This is a genomic window from Capnocytophaga sp. G2, assembly GCF_035282625.1.
Classification (GTDB): domain Bacteria; phylum Bacteroidota; class Bacteroidia; order Flavobacteriales; family Flavobacteriaceae; genus Capnocytophaga.
Genome location: NZ_JAYKBU010000010.1, coordinates 13,092 through 36,965 on the forward strand (window position 1 = coordinate 13,092; position 23,874 = coordinate 36,965).

23 protein-coding genes and 1 tRNA gene are annotated in these 23,874 nt (G+C 37.7%); 14 read left to right on the top strand and 10 right to left on the bottom strand.

What is annotated here, in order from left to right:
• Positions 1 to 171: 171 nt before the first annotated feature.
• Both VJJ03_RS06890 and VJJ03_RS06895 read left to right on the top strand, forming a co-directional pair.
• Positions 172 to 468: a DUF493 domain-containing protein gene (locus VJJ03_RS06890; RefSeq protein ID WP_323974610.1), complete on the top strand. Its 297-nt coding sequence runs from the start codon at positions 172 to 174 to the stop codon at positions 466 to 468.
• Positions 469 to 476: 8 nt separating this feature from the next.
• On the top strand, positions 477 to 1,229 hold the full coding sequence (locus VJJ03_RS06895; RefSeq protein WP_323974612.1) for an SH3 domain-containing protein: 753 nt from the start codon (positions 477 to 479) through the stop codon (positions 1,227 to 1,229).
• Positions 1,230 to 1,277: 48 nt separating this feature from the next.
• On the opposite strand, the gene lpdA is transcribed toward VJJ03_RS06895, so the two are convergent.
• Complete coding sequence (gene lpdA / locus VJJ03_RS06900) at positions 1,278 to 2,675, bottom strand: dihydrolipoyl dehydrogenase (RefSeq protein WP_323974614.1); 1,398 nt, start codon at positions 2,673 to 2,675, stop codon at positions 1,278 to 1,280.
• Positions 2,676 to 3,023: 348 nt separating this feature from the next.
• A tRNA-His gene (locus VJJ03_RS06905) sits at positions 3,024 to 3,099 on the bottom strand.
• A 435-nt stretch (positions 3,100 to 3,534) separates the two neighbouring features.
• Here VJJ03_RS06905 and ychF point away from each other — a divergent pair.
• From ychF to VJJ03_RS06925, 4 genes are all read left to right on the top strand, one after another.
• Positions 3,535 to 4,626, top strand: a complete 1,092-nt coding sequence (ychF, locus tag VJJ03_RS06910) for a redox-regulated ATPase YchF (protein ID WP_009745123.1) — start codon at positions 3,535 to 3,537, stop codon at positions 4,624 to 4,626.
• A 250-nt stretch (positions 4,627 to 4,876) separates the two neighbouring features.
• Positions 4,877 to 5,857: an MlaD family protein gene (locus VJJ03_RS06915; RefSeq protein WP_009745125.1), complete on the top strand. Its 981-nt coding sequence runs from the start codon at positions 4,877 to 4,879 to the stop codon at positions 5,855 to 5,857.
• Between the two features lie 110 nt (positions 5,858 to 5,967).
• On the top strand, positions 5,968 to 7,209 hold the full coding sequence (locus VJJ03_RS06920) for a (Fe-S)-binding protein (protein WP_323974719.1): 1,242 nt from the start codon (positions 5,968 to 5,970) through the stop codon (positions 7,207 to 7,209).
• A 102-nt stretch (positions 7,210 to 7,311) separates the two neighbouring features.
• The gene (locus VJJ03_RS06925; protein ID WP_009745127.1) at positions 7,312 to 8,277 is read left to right on the top strand and encodes a hydrogen peroxide-inducible genes activator; all 966 of its coding nucleotides are present in this window, start codon (positions 7,312 to 7,314) and stop codon (positions 8,275 to 8,277) included.
• A gap of 288 nt (positions 8,278 to 8,565) precedes the next feature.
• Here the strand turns inward: VJJ03_RS06925 and VJJ03_RS06930 are convergent, their stop codons facing one another.
• Both VJJ03_RS06930 and hemB read right to left on the bottom strand, forming a co-directional pair.
• Positions 8,566 to 9,459, bottom strand: coding sequence for an exopolyphosphatase (locus VJJ03_RS06930; protein ID WP_323974616.1), 894 nt, complete (start codon positions 9,457 to 9,459; stop codon positions 8,566 to 8,568).
• A 113-nt stretch (positions 9,460 to 9,572) separates the two neighbouring features.
• On the bottom strand, positions 9,573 to 10,559 hold the full coding sequence (gene hemB / locus VJJ03_RS06935; RefSeq protein WP_323974618.1) for a porphobilinogen synthase: 987 nt from the start codon (positions 10,557 to 10,559) through the stop codon (positions 9,573 to 9,575).
• 138 nt (positions 10,560 to 10,697) lie between these two features.
• Here hemB and VJJ03_RS06940 point away from each other — a divergent pair, with 138 nt between their 5' ends.
• From VJJ03_RS06940 to VJJ03_RS06965, 6 genes are all read left to right on the top strand, one after another.
• Positions 10,698 to 11,384 (top strand): outer membrane beta-barrel protein, encoded by a 687-nt coding sequence (locus VJJ03_RS06940; protein WP_009745131.1) that lies wholly within the window; start codon positions 10,698 to 10,700, stop codon positions 11,382 to 11,384.
• A gap of 62 nt (positions 11,385 to 11,446) precedes the next feature.
• The gene (gene mscL, locus VJJ03_RS06945; protein ID WP_009745132.1) at positions 11,447 to 11,821 is read left to right on the top strand and encodes a large conductance mechanosensitive channel protein MscL; all 375 of its coding nucleotides are present in this window, start codon (positions 11,447 to 11,449) and stop codon (positions 11,819 to 11,821) included.
• A 124-nt stretch (positions 11,822 to 11,945) separates the two neighbouring features.
• Positions 11,946 to 13,964, top strand: a complete 2,019-nt coding sequence (locus VJJ03_RS06950) for an AlwI family type II restriction endonuclease (RefSeq protein WP_323974620.1) — start codon at positions 11,946 to 11,948, stop codon at positions 13,962 to 13,964.
• Positions 13,965 to 13,995: 31 nt separating this feature from the next.
• Positions 13,996 to 14,754, top strand: a complete 759-nt coding sequence (locus tag VJJ03_RS06955; protein WP_323974621.1) for a site-specific DNA-methyltransferase — start codon at positions 13,996 to 13,998, stop codon at positions 14,752 to 14,754.
• A complete protein-coding gene (locus tag VJJ03_RS06960) occupies positions 14,751 to 15,524 on the top strand; it encodes a site-specific DNA-methyltransferase (RefSeq protein ID WP_323974623.1) in 774 nt (257 codons plus the stop codon). The genes VJJ03_RS06955 and VJJ03_RS06960 overlap by 4 nt, the downstream gene beginning before the upstream one ends.
• A gap of 157 nt (positions 15,525 to 15,681) precedes the next feature.
• Positions 15,682 to 16,362, top strand: coding sequence for an SIR2 family NAD-dependent protein deacylase (locus VJJ03_RS06965; RefSeq protein WP_009745133.1), 681 nt, complete (start codon positions 15,682 to 15,684; stop codon positions 16,360 to 16,362).
• Here VJJ03_RS06965 and hemE read toward each other — a convergent pair.
• Both hemE and VJJ03_RS06975 read right to left on the bottom strand, forming a co-directional pair.
• A complete protein-coding gene (gene hemE, locus VJJ03_RS06970) occupies positions 16,349 to 17,374 on the bottom strand; it encodes a uroporphyrinogen decarboxylase (protein WP_009745134.1) in 1,026 nt (341 codons plus the stop codon). The genes VJJ03_RS06965 and hemE overlap by 14 nt on opposite strands.
• Positions 17,361 to 18,038, bottom strand: a complete 678-nt coding sequence (locus VJJ03_RS06975) for a uroporphyrinogen-III synthase (RefSeq protein ID WP_009745135.1) — start codon at positions 18,036 to 18,038, stop codon at positions 17,361 to 17,363. Before VJJ03_RS06975 ends, hemE begins: the two co-directional genes overlap by 14 nt.
• A gap of 164 nt (positions 18,039 to 18,202) precedes the next feature.
• Between VJJ03_RS06975 and VJJ03_RS06980 the strand changes: the two genes are divergently transcribed.
• Both VJJ03_RS06980 and serS read left to right on the top strand, forming a co-directional pair.
• Positions 18,203 to 18,856: a C40 family peptidase gene (locus VJJ03_RS06980; RefSeq protein WP_009745136.1), complete on the top strand. Its 654-nt coding sequence runs from the start codon at positions 18,203 to 18,205 to the stop codon at positions 18,854 to 18,856.
• Between the two features lie 36 nt (positions 18,857 to 18,892).
• Positions 18,893 to 20,164, top strand: a complete 1,272-nt coding sequence (gene serS / locus VJJ03_RS06985) for a serine--tRNA ligase (protein ID WP_009745137.1) — start codon at positions 18,893 to 18,895, stop codon at positions 20,162 to 20,164.
• 119 nt (positions 20,165 to 20,283) lie between these two features.
• Here the strand turns inward: serS and gpmA are convergent, their stop codons facing one another.
• From gpmA to VJJ03_RS07005, 4 genes are all read right to left on the bottom strand, one after another.
• Positions 20,284 to 21,030, bottom strand: coding sequence for a 2,3-diphosphoglycerate-dependent phosphoglycerate mutase (gene gpmA, locus VJJ03_RS06990; RefSeq protein ID WP_009745138.1), 747 nt, complete (start codon positions 21,028 to 21,030; stop codon positions 20,284 to 20,286).
• Between the two features lie 75 nt (positions 21,031 to 21,105).
• Positions 21,106 to 21,888, bottom strand: a complete 783-nt coding sequence (locus tag VJJ03_RS06995) for a hypothetical protein (protein WP_009745139.1) — start codon at positions 21,886 to 21,888, stop codon at positions 21,106 to 21,108.
• Positions 21,881 to 22,591, bottom strand: a complete 711-nt coding sequence (locus tag VJJ03_RS07000) for an ABC transporter ATP-binding protein (protein ID WP_009745140.1) — start codon at positions 22,589 to 22,591, stop codon at positions 21,881 to 21,883. Before VJJ03_RS07000 ends, VJJ03_RS06995 begins: the two co-directional genes overlap by 8 nt.
• Before the next feature lie 33 nt (positions 22,592 to 22,624).
• Positions 22,625 to 23,869, bottom strand: a complete 1,245-nt coding sequence (locus VJJ03_RS07005; RefSeq protein WP_009745141.1) for a nitrous oxide reductase family maturation protein NosD — start codon at positions 23,867 to 23,869, stop codon at positions 22,625 to 22,627.
• Positions 23,870 to 23,874: the final 5 nt, after the last annotated feature.

A 23,874-nucleotide genomic window follows, 5' to 3' on the forward strand; every position in this document is an offset into this window, starting at 1 on the left:
AGGCTCTCCCCTAAAGGGAGGGCTTTTCTTTTGAATACAACTTTGGAAGAGTTAAATATTCTTATTTCACATTTTCTTGCTTATTTTTTATTTTTTATGTTGTATCTTTGCAAGATAATAGGAGAGAAGCAAAACTCTAAGTAACTTTGTAAAAAAATGAAATAAAATAATATGGAAGAAAGAAATATTCAAGAGGTGGATGCCTTCTATGCAAAGCTAAAGTCAGAATTGGAACAAACTACCGTATTCCCAAGTGAATACTTATATAAGTTTATCCTCCCTGCCACCCAAGACAAACGGGAACAAATACAAGCCGTATTCAAGAATACAGCAGCCATTACTGAGGAAAAACCCTCTTCAAATGGTAAGTATATCAGTTATTCTATACGTCTTATGGTGGAGAGTCCCGACCAGGTAATCCATTATTATAAGGAAGCAGGAAAGATAGAAGGAATAATCTCTTTATAGAACGAAAAATGAAAAATGGTCTCATTTGCCTTTTACTTTTTACCTTTTTCTCCTTAAAGGCTCAAACATTGGAAGAGCTTTTTGCACAAGCAGGAAGTGCTTATAATAGGGAAGATTGGCAAACAGCAATAGATAATTATCAAAAAATACTCTCCCAAGGACAAGCTTCTGAGGCATTGTATTATAATCTGGCTAATGCACATTACAAAAAGGGAGATATAGCCCCTAGTATCTACTATTATGAGAAGGCTTTGCAGTTAGCCCCTGATAACCCACAAGTACAAGCTAACCTAAAGTATGCACAGCAAATGGCTTTGGACAAAATAGCGCCCTTACCTAAAATGTGGTCACAGCGCCTTGTGGAGACCCTAAGCCAATGGAATTCCCCTAATGGATGGGGCGTGTGGGCAGTGGTGAGTATGTGCTTATTTGTGATTTTTTTCCTTTGGTATTACTTCTCTCAAAAAGTATTGCTTAAGCGTATCTTCTTTACCCTAATGCTGGGCTTCCTATTCCTTTCTGTAGGAAGTTATTTTCTGGGAAATACGGTCAATCGCTATGTGCATAGGAACCTCTATGGAGTCCTTTTTGATAAAGAAGTGCGTTTCTTTGAAGAACCTAATACCTATAGCAAGGAGGCTTTTCTGCTTCATGAAGGAGCAAAGGTAGAAATATTGGATGAAGTAGGGGATTGGTACAAACTTAAGATTGCCGATGGACGTACCGGATGGGTAAAAAAACATACCCTTAAGACCCTTTAGAAATAAAAAGAGGCTGACCGAAAAGGGTAGCCTCTTTTTAAGATTTACTTACATGTGTATGGCTCTTTTTGCAGTAGCGTCCAAGCAAGCCTCTTTCACCGCTTCACTATAAGTGGGGTGTGCGTGGCAGATACGGGCAATATCCTCAGCACTCGCACGGTATTCCATTGCCACTACCGATTGTGCAATAAGGTCGGAAGCTCGTGCTCCAAGAATGTGTACCCCAAGGATTTCATCCGTAGTAGCGTCGGCTAATACTTTTACAAAGCCATCCGTCTCTTGACTGGCACGGGCACGACCCAAAGCGCGCATAGGAAACTGACCTACTTTATAAGGGCGCCCTTCCGCTTGTAGCTGTTGTTCTGTTTTTCCTACAGCAGCCACTTCAGGAGTCGTATAAACAGCTCCAGGAATAAGGTTATAGTCTATATGAGGCTTCTCTCCTGCCAAGAGCTCAGCTACATATACCCCCTCTTCTTCTGCTTTGTGGGCAAGCATAGCCCCACGTACGACATCTCCTATGGCATAGATGTGAGAGACATTCGTTTGCAGATGTTCATTAACGGCTATTTGTCCACGCTCATTAAGTTGTACTCCAGCCTTCTCCAAGCCCAAACCTTCTGTATAAGGACGGCGACCGGTAGCCACTAAGCAGTAGTCCCCTTCAAGGACAATCTCCCCTTTAGGACTGTCGGCTTTCACCATGACTGTATCTCCCTTTCGGCTTACCTCTTTTACTTTACTATCTGTATAGAATTCAAAACCTTGTTTTTTAAGTACTTTACTTAATTCTTTTCCTATAGAGATATCCATAGTAGGAAGGATGCTGGGAGCATATTCCACTACAGAAACCTGAGCTCCTAAGCGTAAGTATACTTGTCCAAGTTCCAGTCCAATGACTCCCCCTCCAATAACTATCAGATGTTTAGGCACCTCATGAAGGCTTAAGGCTTCTGTGGAGGTGATAATTCGCTTTTTGTCAAGGGTAATAAAGGGTAAGGTAGAGGGCTTGGAACCAGTGGCAATGATAAAGTGAGTAGCTGAAAGTGTTTCATTCTCTGCTGCTTGTACCTGAATCTCACAAGGAGAGGTAAAGGAAGCTTTTCCGTGGAATACCTCTATATTGTTTTTCTTCATGAGAAAGTTAATCCCTTGAGTATTCTGATCCACTACGGCTTGCTTCCGTTCTACCATTTTGGCAAAATCCACCATGATGTTTCCATTAATTTCTATACCATGAGAGGAAGCATGCTTATGGGCATCTTCAAGCAAATGAGTGGAGTCCAATAAGGCTTTGGAGGGGATGCACCCTACATTGAGGCAAGTACCTCCCAGAGTATTATACTTCTCCACAATGGCTGTTTTCTTCCCAAGTTGTGCACAGCGGATAGCTGCTACATAACCGCCAGGACCTGCTCCTATAACAATCACATCGTAATTCTTCATTATTGTAATTTTAAAATATTTGTTCTACAGTAAGTAAGAGAGCCTAGCTAAGTTACGGATAGTTAGTAAGCACTCATTAAGCTACAAAGGTAGTGATTCTTTTTGAAAAGACCAAATAAAATACGTCCCTTTTTATAGAAGAATTTAGGAGTGTTTTTTGTAAAGTTGCAGTATCTTTGAGAATCATAGATGCCGACATCCAGGACGACTGAGTCCCTTGAAAGGGAACTACCACTACATTGGTAGTACTGGAGGTTACTGCTCTTAGGGATTATTCTCTGAAGGTACTAAGGTAAAAATAGGAGATAAAGAGAACTCCTAATAAGGGGCAACTTATTAGGAGTGTAAGGGTGGCATATGGGGTTCGAACCCATGACCTTCGGAACCACAATCCGACGCTCTAACCAGCTGAGCTAAAACCACCATTTATTTTCGGGTGCAAAAGTAATACTTTTTTTCTAAACAGAAAAATTTTTAACCCTAAAAAAATATAATATTAATGATTTCACCTGCCAACCTTTAGTGCTTAGTATATCCATTTTGAAGCAGTCCGCCACTAAGGCACGGCAGCAAGGAGTGCTATACAAGGATAATGGCTTGGGAAACGACAAATTATTAATAACCCTACAAAGATACGATTTTTATAAAGAAAAAATCAAATAATTTTACTTAATTTTTTTTACTTTTTATTTTTATACCCTCTTTTTTATTAACTTTCTAAAACATAACAAATTGTATCTCTACAGGAGGCTATACTAATCATTAATCATTATAAATTGCCTTATTGACAAATAATTAATCATTAATCCCTAACCATTAATCATTAATTTTGTATCTTTGCTCCTTAAAATTTCAAAGAATGAAAGCAGGTATTGTAGGGCTTCCCAATGTGGGAAAATCAACCTTATTTAATTGTCTATCAAATGCTAAAGCACAGAGTGCTAATTTCCCTTTTTGTACTATAGAACCTAACTTAGGGGTGGTAAATGTGCCAGATGCACGACTTGAAAAGCTTGAAGAATTAGTTTCTCCTGAACGGGTACAGCCCGCTACGGTGGAGATTGTGGATATAGCGGGCTTAGTTAAAGGAGCAAGCGAGGGAGAGGGACTTGGGAATCAATTTCTTGGAAATATCCGTGAGTGTCATGCTATTATTCATGTACTACGTTGTTTTGATAATGATAATATTGTCCATGTGGAGGGGAGTGTCAATCCTATCCGTGATAAGGAAACCATTGATATGGAACTCCAACTCAAGGATTTGGAAACAGTAGAGAAGCGTCTGGAAAAAGTCACTCGCGCGGCTAAGGCAGGAGATAAGTTGGCTCAGAAGGAACTTAACCTACTTACTCGTTATAGAGAAGCTCTTTTGCAAGGTATTTCCGTACGCACGCTTCCTCTTACAGAAGAAGAGGCCGAGCTAAGCCGAAGTTACCAGTTGCTTACAGCTAAGCCTGTCCTATATGTTTGCAATGTAGAGGAGGCTTCTGCAGTGAAAGGAAATCAATATGTAGAACAGGTCAGGCAAGTTGTTAAAGGAGAAAATGCGGAGGTCATTGTCCTTGCTGTAGCCACTGAAGCCGATATAGCAGAGCTTGAAACTTATGAAGAACGTCAAATGTTTCTACAGGATATGGGACTCTCAGAACCAGGAGCCTCTGTGCTTATCCGTGCTGCATATAAGCTCCTAAATCTGCAGACTTACTTTACTGCGGGCGTTAAAGAGGTACGTGCCTGGACAATCCCTATAGGAGCTACTGCACCCGAGGCGGCTGGGGTCATTCATACTGATTTTGAAAGAGGCTTTATTCGCGCAGAGGTAATTGCCTATCAGGACTTTATTACTTATGGAAGTGAGAGCAAAGTTAAGGAAGCCGGAAAAATGCGTGTAGAAGGTAAGGAATATATAGTTAAGGACGGTGATATCATGCACTTCCGTTTTAACGTATAAAATGAAGATTGATGGGTGAAAAAATTCATTTTTCACTTTTCACTTATGAGACTCTCCAAACTGTGTGCACTCGCTGGCTATACTATTCATTTTTCACTTTTCATTTTTCACTTTTCATTTTTCACTATTCACTTATGAGACTCTCCAAACTGTGGGCACTCGCTGGCTATACTTTTCATTTTTCACTTTTCATTTTTCACTTTTCATTTTATTTTGTACATTTGCCCCCGAATTATTTATAAATATAACAGTGAAATTATCAAAAGAAGCTAAAACAGCCATTATCATCCTTTTAGGTGTGGCGAGTTTTATTTTTGGATATAACTTTCTTAAATCCACCCCTCTATTTAGTACGGATAGGAATTATCATGCTGTATTTACCCACTCAGGAGGCTTACAAACAGGCACTAATGTAACGGTAAATGGAGTCTCAGTAGGTGCTGTTAAGGATATTAAGATAGATCCACGAACCGCTAAGATTGTTGTTAGTTTTTCCTGCAAGAAGGATTTTACTTTCTCCAAAAATAGCAAAGCTGAAATATATAGCAGTTTGCTCGGAAATACAGGACTACAAATTCTCCCTGCCCTTGATGGTGCAACCCCAGCTCAGCCTGGAGATACCATACCCTCCAGTATACAAGCAAGCCTTATGGATGCTATAGGGGCTAACCTGGAACCTACAGCGAAAAACCTTAATAAGGTGCTTAATTCTGTGGATTCTCTCATGATTACCTTCTCTCATACTCTGGATGCTAAAGCACAAAAAGATATTAAGGAAAGCCTTGCTAACCTGAATGTTACTCTGCAGAATATGAATAAGGCTTCAGTAAGTCTTAATAATATACTAGCTTCCTCTGGGGTGCCTTTACAAAAATCACTAACCAATGTGCATACCATCTCGGAGAATTTTGTCCATCTGAGTGACTCTCTCTCTAAAATACAGGTAGGAAAGCTGGTGGCTCATCTGGAAGGAACACTCTCTGAGGTTAATGGTCTGTTACAACAAATAGAAAAGGGCAATGGTACAATTAGCAAGCTCCTGAATGACCCTAAATTGTATAATAACTTGCAAACGGCTACTTCTGAATTAGGGTTGCTTATGGAGGATATTCGTCTAAATCCTAAGCGCTATGTGCATATTTCTGTCTTTGGAAAGAAGAATCAAGCCTATGAAACCCCTCAAACAGTGGAACCTTCTATCTCTGAACGTGCTGAGAAGAATCAAAAGTGAGAAATTCAAAATGAGCCATGAATCACAATTGGCATAATTATTAACCATTGATAGCTTCTATAGTATTTATCCTATTAGCTTCGGCAAGTATCAGTTTCTTTGTAAGAAACATGCGTAGGCTTCGCCGTAATATTCGCTTAGGAACAGTAACAGATACTACTGACCATAAGCGTGAGCGGCTTATGCGTATGCTTCGCTTAGCTTTAGGACAAGGAAAAATGGGGGCACGCCCAATAGCGGGAGTACTTCATCTCTTTGTATATATAGGTTTTGTGGTAATTAATCTGGAGATGTTGGAGATTGTAATAGATGGTATTTTTTCCACGCATCGTATATTTAGCTTTTTGGGTGCCTTCTATAATATACTAATTGCCACTTTTGAAATCTTAGCCTTATGGGTCATTATAGGGGTTACCGTATTCTATATCCGAAGGAATCTCCTTTCTATTTCTCGTTTTCATAAGCGGGAACTTTTAGGAGCACCTCGCCGAGATGCTAATAGAATCCTCTGTGCCGAAATGGTAATGATGCTCCTCTTTTTGGGGATGAATGCTTGTGATTCACTTTTGCAACTCAGAGGGATAACTCCTTATGTTAAGGCAGGCGCTTTTCCTGTAAGTCAGTGGGTAGCGATGCTTTTTTCCTCCCTTTCCACTCCCACGCTTATAGTTATGGAGCGTAGTGCATGGTGGTTACATATTATAGGGGTATTTGCCTTTCTTAACTACCTTTACTATTCCAAGCACTTGCATATTCTTTTAGCATTCCCTTATACTTACTATGCCCCTATAAAGCCTAAAGGGGCTTTGGATAACCTTTCTACCGTAACTAAGGAAGTCCAGCTGATGCTGGGTACTATAGAAGAGACCTCACAGGAGGAGGAAGCTACACCTACTTTTGGCGCTTCGGATGTTTTCCACCTAAGTCGTGTGCAGCTTCTTAGTGCGTATGCCTGTACCGAATGCGGACGTTGTACGGATGAATGCCCTGCTAACCAAACAGGCAAGCTTCTCTCTCCCCGAAAAATTGTTATGGATACTCGGCGTAGAGTGCAACAGGTGGGTGAGAATATAGAAACTAATAAGGGTACCTTTGTCCCTGACGGAAAGCAACTCTTAGGAGATTATATTACTCCAGAGGAACTCTGGGCATGTACTACCTGTGCCGCTTGTGTGGAGGCTTGCCCTATGGAGATAAGCCCCCTTTCTATCCTTGTGGATTTGCGCCGATATATAGTCATGGAACAATCGGCTGCTCCTGCCTCCCTCAATAAGATGATGACCCAGATGGAAAATACCTCCTCTCCTTGGGGCTATAACCCTACTGAAAGAGAAAAAGTATGGAAGGAGTAAGGATAGAAAAATAGAAGGTATTTCTGCAAAACTTTTTACCTTTTTCTTTTATCTTTCCTCTTTTTTTACTACTTTTGCCCAGAATCCCAAATTACTTGTCTTATGACAATCATACAATTTCAATATATTTTGGCGGTAGCTCAATATAAAAATTTTAGTATAGCAGCCGAGAAATGTTTTGTAACTCAGCCTACGCTGAGTATGCAGGTGCAACGCTTAGAGGAAGAATTAGATGTACTTATCTTTGATCGTGCCAAAAAGCCTATCCGAATAACCGAAGTAGGAGAGAAGATACTAAGACAAGCCGAGAGTATTGTGAATGAATCCGAACGAATTAAGAGCATTATCGCTCAGCATAAGGGATTTATCGGAGGAAAATTCCACTTGGGGATTATCCCTACAATAGCACCAACCCTGCTACCTATGTTTCTTAATAACTTTATTAAAAAATATCCCAAGGTGGAACTCAAGGTGGAGGAAATGACCACGCGAGAGTGTATCCGTGAACTTAATGAAGGAAGTTTGGACGTGGCTATTGTAGCGACTCCTTTAGGAGAGAAGAACCTTATAGAACGCTTCCTGTATGATGAACCTTTTGTAGCCTATATCCCTAATGAAAAGTATCATTTACAGGAAAATCAGAAAATTGAAGTTTCTGACCTTAATATAAAAGAAATGCTTATGCTTCAGGATGGACACTGTTTTAGGGAAAGTGTTTTAAATATTTGTCAGGAGAACGGCTCTTTGAATAGGTTTAGGAATAATATGATTGAGATAAAAAGTGGTAGTTTTGAGACGCTTATAAGGTTAGCCAATGAAGGAATGGGAATGACCTTACTTCCCTATCTGCATACTTTAGACCTTAATGAGGGAGAAAAGAAAAACTTACATTACTTCAAAGAACCTTCCCCAGCCCGAGAAATAAGCCTCCTTTATCATAGGAATGAGTTGAAAATAAATATTATAGATGCTCTTTATAATGTGATTGCAGGCGTGATAAGGGGTGCCATTACCTTTGAAAACCTCAATATCATTGACCCAATACTTAAAAGAAAAGGTAAAAAGTAAAAGGCAAATGAGACCATTTCTTATTATTCATTTTTCGTTTTTCACTTTATAGATTCGCTCACGCGACTTTACTCATTCACATACTCGCTCACGCGACTTTTCAAGTTCCAAGCATTCGCTTGGCTATATTTTTCACTATTCATTTTTCGTTTTTCACTTATTCTGGGGTGGACACTTCTCAATCCTTTTTTTCTTGACATAGCTACAAAAAAGTTGTACCTTTGCACTGCCTTTAGGACAAAGTAAAAATCCCTCATTACTTATTACTCACTGTTTATTTTTCACTATTCACTGTTCACTATTCACTAAATAGAGTTGTCTTACAATTCCATCAGCGAGTCCTACTTTAGGGACAAGGATATGATGTATCTTTGCCCATTTCATAGCTTTGATATATATTTGTAGAGCAAGAGGAATAACATCGGCACGGTCAGGATTCATTTCCAGGTCTCGGATACGTTCCTCATAAGAGAGTGAACTTACTTGAGTGAGAAATTCCTCTAAGAAATGTAAGGTGAGAGGGCTATCTTTCTTCTTTCCTGAAGTTTTAAATATTTTATTAATATTTCCACCTGAACCTATAGCCTCTATTTCCTTAAGTCCTTTAGTATAGGTCTGGATCCATTCTTTTACTTTATCCCATAGCTTATCATCTGCTTTTCCTTTGAGCAAGCGTACTCCTCCAATAGGGAAGGACTTGGCAGCGCGTATAGTTCCTTGAGTATATACAGTGAATTCCGTACTTCCTCCTCCCACATCTATATATAAGTAATTCTTGTCTCCTTCTATAAGGGTGTGTAAGTCAGTATTAGCAATGATAGCGGCTTCCTCAGCACCATCAATAATCTCAATAGGGATACCAGTTCTCAGGGCGATTTGCTGAGTAATTTCCTTTCCGTTGGTTGCTTCCCTCATAGCAGAGGTGGCACAAGCACGGTATTTTTCTACTCCTTGTACCCTCATTAGTAGGCGATAGGCTTCTATTGTATCACTTAGGCGGGCAGCATTCTCTGAGCTTATTTTACCTTGTTCAAATACATCCGCACCCAAGCGAATAGGCACCCTCACAAGGCTCCCCTTGGAGAAGAGAGGTACCTTCCCTTCTTCTTCTAAAACGTTAGCGATAAGTAAGCGTACCCCATTGGAACCAATGTCAATACCTGCAAATTTTCGTATATTCATGACGTTCTATTATGCTGCAAAGCTACAATAATTAACTTAAAAAAACAAAAATAAAATCCTCCTGTAGAATTACAGAAGGATTTTGAAAAAATTAAGTAGAATGAAAAAGAAATTTATAACAATTTGACAACGTCCTTAGCAAAATAGGAGGCAATAAGATCGGCTCCTGCGCGCTTAATAGCGTAGATTTGCTCAAGCATGATGGCATCGTGGTCTAACCATCCTTTTTGAGCAGCGGCTTTTATCATTGCATATTCTCCAGATACCTGATATACGGCTACAGGGATATTCACTGCATTCTTTACCTCACGCACTACATCCAGATATACAATGCCCGGTTTTACCATGACCATATCTGCCCCTTCTTCCACATCCATGGCTACTTCTTTGAGAGCTTCCAAGCGATTGGCAAAATCCATTTGATATGTTTTCTTGTCCTTAGGAATCTCTTTCAAATCCACAGGAGCACTATCCAAAGCATCACGGAAGGGACCATAGAGAGCAGAGGCATATTTAGCAGAATAAGCCATAATTCCTGCATTTTGATAGTTATATTTGTCAAGGAAGAGGCGAATTTGTTCTATGCGCCCATCCATCATATCACTGGGAGCTACCCAGTCCGCCCCGGCTCTTATATGAGAAAGACTCATCTGAGCAAGTACAGCTACTGTACTATCATTCTCTACAATCCCATTCTTGATGATTCCATCATGCCCATACTGAGAATAGGGGTCAAGGGCTACATCGGTCATTACCAACATATCAGGAGTAGCTTCCTTAACGGTTTTGATGGCTCGTTGCATGAGCCCATCCGGATTCAGAGCTTCAGTACCTTGATTGTCCTTAAGGTTATCGGGAACTTTTACAAAAAGTAATACAGACTTGATCCCTAAGCTCCAGAGTTCTTTTACTTCTTTGGATAGGATATCCAAACTATATCGGTAATAGTCTGGCATGGAGGGAATCTCTTCCTTCACATCCTTTCCTTCTACGATAAAGAGGGGAACGATAAAATCATTAGGGGTTACAGTAGTTTCCCTTACAAGGGAGCGAATCGTTTCATTAACACGGAGTCTGCGGTTTCTTCTTAATATATTCATCTTCTTTAATTATTAATTAAAAGTGAATAACTATGGTGTTTTTACAGTTCTTTTTTTCTTGTGCAAAGGTACGTTTTTTTTGTTAAAAATGAAATTATATTTACTGGATTTTGTACTTTTGCCCTTAAAAAATAGTTTATGCGATTTTATATGCTCTGTATAGGATTTCTTTTGAATATGATAGCTTATGCACAAAAGGATTCTTTGGAGGTAGATACAAAATATTTAGAAGATCAGTTCAATATGGGGATTACCTATAATTGGCTTGTTTCCAAACCTTCGGATATGAAACAACATAGCTTCTCTCGGGGACTCTTTGGAGGATATCAGCGAGATATTCCCTTGAATAAGGCTCGGAACATAGGATTGGCGGCAGGGATAGACTATACTTATAGTCTTTCTTATATTAATTTGCAAGCACAACGTATAGGAGAACAAGTAGTGTATGATATTATATCTATCAAAGATAAGGGAGTAGATGATTGTTACTATGAACAACATTCAGTAGGGTTCCCCATAGAATTCCGTTGGCGTACTTCTACTCCTTATTCTCATAAGTTCTGGAGGGTATATACAGGAATCAAGCCTTCGTATGTATTTGCTTCACGCTATAAGCTAAAAAGTGATACAGATTCTTATAGTTTTTCTGACCCTAACCTCAAGGGATATATGGACTGGAAATTATATATAGCAGTAGGGCATAATACATGGAATGTATATATTCAGTATGCACTTCGTCCTCTATTTAAGGGAGAGAAAACTCAAAATGGACAGAATATACAAAGTAGTGTGCTAAATATTGGACTTATTTTTTATATTTTGTGATTTTTCTTTGTTATTCCAAATAAAACATTTACTTTTGCGCCATAAATTTAATAAATTTGATTATGGGATTTTTAAAAGAATTCAAAGAATTTGCTGTAAAAGGCAATGTGATTGATTTGGCAATAGGGGTGATCATTGGGGGTGCTTTCGGAGCCATTGTTTCTTCTTTAGTTGCCGATGTGATTACACCACTGCTACTTACTCCAGCTTTCAAGGCTACAGGTGCTGAAAACTTGCAAGGACTTGTTTGGAAAGGAGTAGCGTATGGAAAATTCTTAGCCGCCGTGATTAATTTCTTGTGTGTAGCTTTCGTATTGTTTATGTTGGTCAAAGGAATTAATAGGTTCAAGAAGAAAGAAGAATCAGCCCCAGAGGCTCCAGCAGGACCTACTCAAGAGGAGCTTTTGACAGAAATCAGAGATCTACTGAAAAAATAGTTCTTTATTAGTAAAATACGTAAGAATTGCCCTTCGTTGAGAAGGGCTATTTTTATTATAAATATTTTAGGTAGGTTTGGAAAAATAGCACTACCTTTGCAAAATACTAAGTAGAAAATTCTTTATGAGCATTTATAGTAAAATTACAGCTAATAGCTATATTATTTCGTTAGGAAATACAGGAGCACGATTTAGTGATCCTCGCTCACGCTATTACAAAGTTTTAGAAGCCTTACAAGACTTTAAAGTAACACATAACGAATGGACTGTTGATAGTCAGTTACAGTTTGCTGATTTACTCAATGAAAAAGGTATTTTTGAAATAAAGAAAGATAATACTGTAAGTGCCGATAAGGATGTACGTCTCAAAACGAGCTTTTTAGCACAAATAGGCTTTACTAATGCTGATAGAAATATCACAGAAGTAGGGAAAATGCTTATTAAAAATAGTGAACAAATATCAATCAATGAGTTTGAGATAGCTACTGATAGCTTTTTATACTTGAAACAATTTTTAAAATATCAACAAGAAGGTTTTCAACTTAAACCTCTATTATCACTCTTGTATAGCTGTATAGTTTTTGATAATAATCTCCCTATTGACTTTGTAACGTATGTATGGTCGGGTTCCCGAACTGCTAAAGAATTACTCTCTAATATTAAGAACTATAAAAAATACAACAACTATAAAGATACAGTATTTAGCTCGGTGCAACAATCTCAAAACACTATTATTGCTACTCAAAATGTAGCTGACTTTTTTGCTAAATATAATTTTTCTAACCAAAAAGCCCTGAAAGAAATGCTTTACACTATACTCCCCCACGGTAAAGGAGATAGTTTTAAAGAAAAAGCAATAAGTTTGTTTTACGATTTACATAAATATTGGGAAAATAAATATAATTGGAGTACGCAGCAGAAAGAAGCTTATATAAATGAGGTGTTGAAGGGAAGATATAAAGATGTATCAAGCAAGAAGCCAGCTTATTACTTAGATGCTTTATTTAATACCGGCAATCTTACTAAAAAATCAGATTGGAAGGCTATTATTCATTTCTTTGAACATACTCCTTTGATAGCTGCTGAAACAGAAGCTAATTTTATAGTAGCATACCACGTATTGTATATGTATATCAAGAAATTGTCAGTATGTGAAGAATATCGTGATTTAAATATACGACACTTAAAATTACTTGATATATTTGTTTTTGGAAATGATACTATTCAGTTAGATATAGTTTTTTGGTATTTATTTAAAAATATAAAACAACACTTGCTGAAAGAAGTAGCAATAACTGATGAAACTAAATATAAGAGTTTTTTAGAGAAAGATCAAGCTACTTTGGGAGAAATTTATCATTTTTTAGATGTAAAAGTAGCCAATGTTATTCAGTCTATCAGTTCAGACTACCCTGAAATACAAAAAATAGGCTTGAAAAGTTTTACAAATAAGAAAAGAGAAGAACGTTTGTTACAACTTATAAATACAGTGTTTACCAAAGAACATATTATTTGGATATTTACCAATCTTTATCCAAGAAAGGATGAAGAGGTACGCCAATTTATAAAAGAGAAATACCAAGAGTATGAGGCTACTATGCCTGCACTTTTTGAGTATCTATTAGCAATCTCATTCTATTGGCTTACTCAAGAGCAAATTCCTCTTTCTTATTTGCTTACCCCTAACTTAGATGCAAATTTGTTGCCTAAAACACATGCATCTGGAGGACAAGCAGATATAATACTTAGTTATAAAAATAAAGACTACTTAATTGAAGCTACCCTAAGTGATAATGATAACCAGCGTAAAATGGAAGCCGAACCAGTACCACGACATTTAGCCAAACATATTTTAGAAGTGAATGTTAATAGTATGGCGCTATTCATAGCAGGACAGTTAGATCCTAATAATTTAGTGGTATTACGCAATTATAAATTCTCAACTTGGTATGACGGTAGTAGAAGTGTAGATCAAATGCATATCTTGCCCCTTACCATTGCTAATATAATATTTTTACTAAAAGAAAATATGCCTTTTGAAACCTTAGATAAACAATTTGTGAGTTTGTTAAACTCTCCCACTAATGATGGTTATAAATGGTTTGTAAACGAAGTAAATCCTACATTTGAATATGATAATTAATGATATATATCACGGTGATTGTGTGCAAATAATGAAAGAACAGATTGAGAAAAATTCAATTTCACTTATTTTTGCTGACCCACCTTATAATCTTTCTGGGAATACTCTAAAACTTGAGAATAACCAAACAGGAGGTGCTTTCTATAAAGTCAATGAAGTGTGGGATACTTTTACTTATGATGATTATGTGAGATTTACAGAACAATGGTTAAAGGCTTGTCACGAGGTGCTAAAAGAAAATGGTAGCTTATACATTTCGTGTACTCAGCACAATATAGGCGAAATACTTACCATTGGGAAACAGTTGGGCTTTAAACTCAATAACATACTTACTTGGTATAAAACTAACGCTATGCCTAATATTACTAAACGAACTTATACTCATTCAGTAGAATTTGTTTGTTGGTTTGTGAAAGGTAAAAAATGGGTCTTTAATTATGAGGAAGTAAAACGCTTGAACCCTAATAAAACAAAGAATGGAGAACATAAACAAATGCGTGATTTTTTAGACTTTATTGAACTGCCCATAGTACAAGGAAAAGAACGATTACGTCGAGAAGATGGACGTGCTCTACATCCTACTCAAAAACCTGAAAAACTGTTGGAACTTATCGTTAAGGCTTCTTCTAACGAAGGAGATGTAGTACTCGATCCCTTCTTTGGTACAGGAACTACAGGCTATGTAGCCCAAAAACTAAATAGAAATTGGATAGGAATAGAACAAAATACTGAATATTTAAAAATAGCAAACAAACGTATTCAATCCTTAAATGAAGAATTGTCTTTATGATTCAAATTAATATACAGCAAGGTGATTGCATGACCTTATTAAAAACATTGCCTTCAGGTAGTGTACAACAGATTTTTGCTGACCCTCCATATAACCTTTCAGGTACTAATTTTCAAACTGTGAAAAGTGGAAAGTATGCTACTTGTGATAAAGGTGAATGGGATGTGATTGACAATATTGATATCTTTAATGAAATGTGGCTGAAAGAATGTGTACGAGTACTTGCTGATAATGGGACTATTTGGATATCAGGAACTCTGCATAACCATCCCTCTATAGGAGTGCTTCTTAAGAAGTTAGGATTGTGGATTATCAATGATATTGTATGGTTCAAACGTAATGCAGCTCCACTGCTTTCAAAAAATCGCTTAGCTCCTTCAACTGAATTGATCTGGTTGGCAAGTAAAACTAAAAAATATTATTTTGATTACGAGATAGCTAAGAAGATGAATGGAGGAAAACAAATGCGTAATATGTGGGAAATAAATGCGCAACGTCACCTTACAGCTCATCCTACAGAAAAGCCTGAAATACTTTTAGAACGCATTATCTTATTAGGAAGCAAGGAAGGTGATACTGTTCTTGATCCTTTTTTAGGTAGTGGAACTACAGGAGTCGTTGCTAAACGCCTTAATCGTAATTTTATAGGCTTTGAGTTGAACCCCGAATATTTTATGATAGCAGAAAATAGAATAGAAAAGATAAAAACTAAAAATATACCTGAATATTCAGCTAGATTATTGAATGATATGAATATAATTTCTTTGTAATAGGGATTAATTTCATTTTTTACACTACCTTTGCAGTGAACAAAAGAGTTTTATTTCTTCAATAGATTAGGTATTACAATATAGTATAAATAACCCTAATATTATAAGAAGATAACTACAGAGGGTGATATTCTAGAAAAACTATTAAATAAAATAAATGCAAAAAGTAGTTGTACTTACGGGTGCGGGAATTAGTGCCGAGAGTGGTATTAGTACTTTCCGTGATTCAGGAGGACTTTGGGAAGGTTATGATGTTAATGAGGTGGCTACTCCTGAAGGCTTCGCTGCGAATCCTACCTTAGTGTTGGATTTTTACAATGGGCTTCGCCGCCAGCTCAGGCAGGCGGTTCCTAATGAGGCTCATCGCCTATTGGCGCAATTAGAAAAACGATATCATGTAGTGATTATTACACAAAATGTGGATGACTTGCACGAGCGTGCAGGAAGTCATAACATTATTCACCTACATGGAGAACTACTTAAAAGTCGGGGAGTGGATGACCCTAACACCACTTTCCCTTGCCCAGGAGATATTCATCTGGGAGATAAAAGCCCCTCAGGAGCACAACTTCGCCCTCATATAGTATGGTTTGGCGAAGAAGTCCCCATGTTGGAAAAGGCTATTGCTGAGGTATATACAGCAGATATACTAATGATTATAGGTACATCCCTACAGGTATATCCTGCAGCAGGTCTTATGGATTATGTTAAGGAAGGAACTCCTATTTTCTATATAGACCCACATCCTTCCCTCCATAGTAAGGGAGATCTTACTGTAATAGCCCAAAAAGCCTCCACAGGGGTAGCAAAGGCAATTGAACTAATTAGGACTCCTTAAAGCATTTTACAGCTTCTACAAAAGCACGGGCATTTTCAACGGGGACATTAGGGAGAATACCATGTCCAAGATTGGCTATATAGTGATCCTTACCAAAGGCTTGTATCATCCGGTGCGTTTTTTGACGTATTTGTTCAGGGGAAGCCAAGAGCCATGCAGGGTCAAGATTCCCTTGGAGTACCTTTTTGCCACCGGTGAGCCTGCGGGCTATCTGTGGATTACAAGTCCAATCCACGCCAAGAGCGGAAGCACAGCTCTTGCTCATCTGCTCAAGAGCAAACCAACAACCTTTAGCAAAAATAATGGTGGGAGTAGGGGAGAGTGCCTCTAAAATCTGTAGAGTATATTGCCAGGAAAAATCCTGATAATCCTCAGGGGAAAGTACTCCTCCCCAACTATCAAAAAGTTGTAAAGCATCGGCACCGGCTTTTACTTTTTCTTTGAGATAGAGAATAGTAGTATTTGTAATCTTCTGTAATAAAGAATGTGCCAACTTAGGATTAGAAAAGCAAAAGGATTTGGCTATGTCAAAAGTTTTAGACCCTTTTCCCTCTACAATATAGCAGAATATAGTCCAAGGAGCTCCTGCAAAACCTATTAAGGGAACCTCATCCATGAGTCGTTCTTTGGTAAGGTGAATGCCTTGCAGAACATATCCTAATGAATGAGAAATGTCAGGGATTTGTACCTTCTCTATATCCTTAGCCGAGCGAATAGGAGAGGGGAGAAAGGGACCTACCTGTTCTTTCATTTCTATTTCTATGCCCATTGCTTGAGGGACTACTAGAATATCACTGAAAAGTATAGCGGCATCTACCCCTACGATTTCCACAGGTTGGGTGGTAATCTCAGCTACCAATTCGGGAGTACGGCATCGGGTGAAAAAGTCATACTTATCACGCAAAGCCCTAAATTGGGGTAAATAACGCCCCGCCTGACGCATCATCCATACAGGAGGTCGCTCAGTAATTTCGCCTTTTAAGGCTCTTAAAAAAAGGTCATTTTTTATCATTCTTAGTTTTTTTAAATATATTAATACAACATTCCTGAACACTCTCAATGGTAGGAGTCTTAGCAAGATAACTATTTATCTCCTTTGGGAGTGCTTTTTGTGTAGTGCTCCCTATACAGAAAATGTGCTCATCCCTAAAGTGATTTACTTGCAAGAAACTCTCCACTGCTGAGGGACTGAAAAAGAGAATGCCATCAAAAAGTTTTTCTACTTTTATGGGAGTGAGTAGGGTACGGTAAGTAAGGATCTCTTGAAACTTTATCTTATTCTTTTTCATTATATTAGGAAGCGTATCCAGGCGCCTGTCTCCACAGAAGAGAGTAAAGGAGGCTTCTTGGTATTGATCTATTAAATAAGAACCTAATTCATGAGCATATTCAAAAGAAGCGATAACATTCCAATGATTATTCTTTAAGAGTTTCTTTGTTTTTTCTCCTACACAGAAGGCTTTTTTTGAGGAAATAATCTTATAAATAGGATTTTCTATTAAGGAGAGAAAAGCATTTTGGCTAGTGAAAAGGTAGAAATCAGAGGGCTGAAAAGGAGGAATATCCCTCTGAGGGATTATTTCTATGAAACTCATTGCCTCCACTGAGAATCCTGCTTGAGAAAAAAGCTGTATCTGGTAAGGGGATAATTGTTTGGTAGAGAGCAAATGAACCATATAGTTTTTGAGGGCAAAAATAATAAATATTTATGAATTGTACGGAAGAGTTCATGCTTATTTAACAGTTTAAAGGTTGAAAAAATATTATTTATCAACAACATTTAAAAAAATATACAAATAATCAATTAATTCCGTAACTTTGCACTTTAAAAAGTAAATCTATGAAAAAAATATTCCTTCTTATATCAATTTTCTTCTTTGCTGCTGGAATAGGGCGGCAAGCAGAGGTGAAGTCACAGAACCGTCCAGATCGTCCCCTTGTGGATAATCCTTCTTATATGGAAGGAGGTAAGGATGAAGTGCTTATTGCAGCAACTGATTTTGGGAATATCTCCAGATATGAAAAAAGAGTGATAGATGAAGTAGGTGAGCAAAAGGGATTTAGAAGTTCTGGATACGCTAAGCCTAATATGGATGCTTTTTCAGGAGAAGAACGTATTGTAACACTTATTGACTCAGCATACTCTTATATAGGAACCCCTTATAAGGCAGCAGGGGCTACGCGTAGTGGTATGGATTGTTCGGGATTTGTCAGTACAGCATTTGGCGCCATAGATATAAACTTAAGTCGCTCCTCTACGGAAATGGCTACGCAAGGTAAGGATATTCCACTGAATCAAGCCACTGTGGGAGATTTACTTTTTTTCAAGACTACCCGTAAGCGCAATCGTATAAGTCATGTAGGGATTATTGTGGAGGCAGGAGATGATATCAAATTCATACATGCCTCTACTTCACAAGGAGTTATGGTCTCAAGCCTTTCTGAACCTTATTGGCAACGTGCTTATACCAAAGCCAGTAGAGTACTTAAATAATTCTTTCTATAAAAATTACAACTTAAAACTAACAAAATGTTACAAATCAGCTATATACGTGATAATAAAGATAAAGTAATTAATGGACTCAAAAAGCGTCATTTCTCTGAAATAGAACTTATTGAAAAATCTCTTGACTTAGATGAAAAACGTCGTGCTACTCAGGCGGAACTTGACCAAGTACTCGCCCAAAGCAATAAGCTATCTAAGGAAATAGGAGTTCTGATGAAGGAAGGGAAAAAGGAAGAAGCTCAGAAGGCTAAAGAAAAGACAGTTCAGTATAAGGAGCTGACAAAGAATCTTAGTACAACACTTGATGAGGTAACTGAGCAACTTACTCAAATCCTTTATCGTATTCCTAATGTGCCTAATGAGATAGTCCCTCAAGGAAAATCAGCAGAGGATAACCTTACGGTATTCCGATCTGGAGAAATTCCTCATTTGTTTGAAGGAGCGCTCCCTCACTGGGAATTAGCAAAAAAATATAATATTATTGATTTTGAGTTGGGAGTAAAACTCACAGGGGCAGGATTCCCTGTGTATAAGGGAAAAGGAGCCAAATTACAAAGAGCACTTATTTCTTATTTTCTGGATAAGAATACTTCTGCAGGATATCAGGAGTATCAAGTACCTCACATGGTTAACGAAGCATCAGGTTATGGTACAGGACAGCTTCCTGATAAGGAAGGACAGATGTATCACGTACAGCTTGATAACCTTTACCTTATTCCTACAGCAGAAGTGCCTGTAACCAATATTTTCCGTGATACACTTCTTTCAGAGAATGACTTACCTATATGTTGTACGGCTTATACTCCTTGTTTTCGTAGAGAAGCAGGTAGTTATGGGGCACATGTAAGAGGTCTCAATCGCTTGCATCAGTTTGATAAGGTGGAGATTGTTCGTATAGAACATCCAGACCGTTCCTATCAAGCTCTTGACCAAATGATAGAGCATGTTAAGGGAATCTTAAACGAACTAAAACTCCCCTATCGTATCTTACGACTCTGTGGAGGAGATTTGGGCTTTACCTCTGCTATTACCTATGATTTTGAGGTATATTCCACTGCACAAGAAAAATGGCTGGAAATTAGTTCTGTATCTAACTTTGAGACCTTTCAAGCGAACCGACTTAAGCTCCGTTTTCGTAATGGTGAAGGAAAACCGCAGTTAGTACATACACTTAATGGTAGTTCACTTGCCTTACCACGTGTATTGGCAGGTATTTTGGAAAATTATCAAACCCTCGAAGGAATTGTTATTCCAGAGGTATTACGTAAGTATACAGGGTTTGAGATTATTGATTAGCTTCATTTTGCATAGTTTTATAAAAAAGAGGTGAAACTTACGAATTTCACCTCTTTTTGTTTCTATAGAACAGGGATGGAAATACACCTGTTTTGTTGGTATTTAATGAGTTATGGCAATTATTTTGATTTTCCTTGATTGGCTACACTGTTAATAGCAGCAGCAATAGCATCTTGATCACCTAAGTAATAATGCTTGATGGGCTTAAGGTCAGTATTAAGTTCATATACCAAAGGTACCCCTGTGGGGATGTTGAGTTTCAGGATTTCTGCCTCTGAGAGACTGTCCAAATACTGTACTAAGGAACGTAAGCTATTTCCATGAGCAGCAATAATCACACTTTTCCCTTCTTTAATGGCAGGGGCAATATCACTAAACCAAAGGGGAAGCATACGATTATAGCAATCCTTCAGGCTTTCTCCTGCTGTTTTTTCCTCTTTTGTTAAGCCATTATAACGGCGGTCATGTGAGGGGTGTCGCTTATCACTTTCTTCAAGTAAGGGAGGTTGTACATCATAGGAGCGCCTCCATAGGAGTACCTGATCTTCTCCATATTTAGCAGCAGTTTCTGCCTTGTTAAGCCCTTGTAAGGCACCATAACTCTTTTCATTGAGTCGCCAACTCTTATAGGTAGGTATCCAAAGTTCACCCATTACCTCTAAAGCATTGTTAAGGGTCTTGATAGCCCTTTTAAGCACAGAAGTATAAGCTATATCAAAAAGGAATCCTTCTTCTTTAAGAATACGTCCTGCCTCACGTGCCTCTTGAACTCCTTGCTCGGTGAGGTCTACATCTTGCCATCCTGTGAATAGGTTAAGCTTATTCCACTCACTTTGTCCATGGCGCAAAAGTACTACTTTATACATATTATATGGAATTAATAAGTTATTTTATAAATATTGGTTTAAAAAGACAAAGTTACAAAAAAAATATGGGATTCCTTAAAAATCTTTCTTTTTTATTTTTCTTAATATCATACAGATGATACCCGTAACCCAGAGGCAAAGAGAACCTAAGGAAGTCATAATCCCTGTTGTAGAACCAAAAAAAGACTTGAAAAAAGCACTAGTATACCCCATAAGAGCAGAGATATCCAATTTCAGAAGAATGAGAATACGAGAAAGATCTATAGGGTTTGCCAGAATCATTACTAAGGAGAAAGTATCCAAAGGATATTGGCGAAATACCATGAAACAGATAAGGAATATACCATCAAATATCACAGCCATAAATAACCATGTGAAGATAGCTAAACTGAAGCCTTTAATCTTATTTTCATGATAAAGTCCGATAAGATAGGAAAAACCTACAAAAATAAAACTTAAGAATACTCCTGTGATAATGAGCATAATAAAGTTAAATATTTCTGAGGAAAGAAATAATCCATAGAGTAAGAAAGGAATTCCCAGTCCTATGATAAGGCTTAGGGAAAGAGATAAGGAAATTCCTAAATATTGTCCTAAAAAAATATGCTTTCTTGGAATAGGCTGCGCCAATAGAAGCTCTATGAATTCTCGAGCATTATAATAGTACATAATTCCAAATACAGTAGAAATTAACGGAATAAGAATGATAATCACATTCATTAATGTAATAATTGATTTGGAAAGATCATTGTTGAGGAAGAGCAGTATACTACTAAGGAGAAGGTAGAACCCAAAGTAAAAATAGGTCCAGCTGCTACGGATAAGGTCAAAGAAAGTATATCGGATAATTTTAATCATATTTTTCGTTTTTTAAAAGTTCAGCAATAGCTTCTTGAAAGTTTGCTTTGCCTGTTGTGGTAAGGAGTTCTTGAGGAGTACCTCTGAAATAGATATTTCCTTCCAAGATAAATAGAATCTCATTGGAAAGTTCCTCTATAAAGCTTAGAATATGAGAGGTAATAAGGATGGTTTTTCCTTTTTCTTTCTCTTTTAAAATGAGTCTCTTCAAAGCCAAAATAGCAATAGGGTCAAGCCCAGAGGTGGGTTCATCTAATACTAAGTAAGGTACATCTACCATAAAGGTGAGGATAAGGTTTACCTTTTGCTTAGTCCCTCCAGAGAGGTTCCCCAGAGGCTTATTAAGGTGCTTTTGTAAGCCAAAAAGTTCTATGAGTTCTTGGTCATTACAAGGGAGCTTCTTGATATTTTTAATCATGGTGATAAGCTCTTTTACCTTAAGGTTATTAGGGAAGTTAGCAATCTGAGGCAAGTAGGAGATTTGTTCTCTGTAAGTCCATTGTCCCTTAATGGACTTACCATTAAAGAGAATATCTCCTTTTGTGGGGACTACCATGCCTAAAAAGCTCTTCATTAGGGTTGTTTTCCCAGATCCGTTAGGCCCCAGGATAGCAATAATACCCCCATCTTTAATAGTGAAGCTTACGCCTTTGAGCACTTCTAATTTACCATATTTCTTATGTACATCTTTAAATTCGATCATATCTGTAGGTGTAGGGAATGAGTGGAATAAATATTATTTTTTTCCTCTAACAAAAGGTTGCATACGAGGAGATTCATCTATAAGGTTTTCAGGAGTAAATGCAGGGGCTACTTTCTCAGAGAAATTCATAATATCAATGAACAAACTACGTAATAACACGATGCTCTCAGGAGTTCGGTTACTGATATAGGAAAAGAGTTTCACAGGGCGATAAGGAACATCGCCTACGCCATCTTTGTTTAGATCATAACCTGTATAATCGCTCCAATAGTTGTTGCGAAACTTGTTGTCATTCACATTGTTATCATAAGCTACGTCAAAGGTATTGTTCAAGAAGTTATTATCCCAGAAATCGTTCTGGTAACAGCCACCAAGGATGCGAATACCCCACCCATTTCTGGTAAAGGTATTCTCACTATATTTCATACGGGTACAGTTCTCTCCATTAATACCAATAGTATTACGATAGAAGGTATTCCCTATAAGTTCGGAATCATAGAGTTCTTTTAGGAGTATGCCATAGGAAGAAGCTCCCCAATTATCTTTGAAAATATTCTCGGTCATCTTTACTCGTTTGGAGAACATTACGGCTGCGCCAGCTCCATTTCTGGCAAACTTATTTTTATGATATTCGTTATCATTGGAGAACATAAAATGCAGCCCATAACGAAGGTTACCATGGCAGTAATTCCCTTCAATATAGGACTTGGAGGAGAATTCAATATAAATGCCATCACGGCAATTAGCAGCCTCGTTTCCAAGGATGTTAATATTATTACAACTCCAAAGATGAATAGCATTACCTGAGTTATATTGTTCTTTAGCGTTGGAAGAAACCTTATTATTCTTTATAGTACCATCTTTTCCTTTGAGAAGCATGATTCCAAAGCAAACATGTTCTAATATGTTATCTTCTATTAGAAAATTCTTACTTTTATCTATGCGAATAGCGGCTTGTTCATCGGTAGCTCTGAAGGGTACGTTAGCTATGCGAAAGCCTTTAATAGTTACCTTATCGGCATGTACTTTTAAAATATTTCCTTTGAATTGACCATTGATAAAGGGTCTGTCCTTACCAAGAAGTGTAAGAGGCTTATCTATAAGAACGTCATTTTCATTGTAGGTACCTTTCTCTACAAGGATAGTATCATTCTCCTTAGCAGAAGCAATAGCCTTGGCAATACTATGGAAAGAGCATTCAGGACATACTCGTATGGTTTGTGCCTTCAAAAAAGGAGAAAAGCAAATAAGAAAAGGGAATAGTATTTTTTTTAGCATAGTTT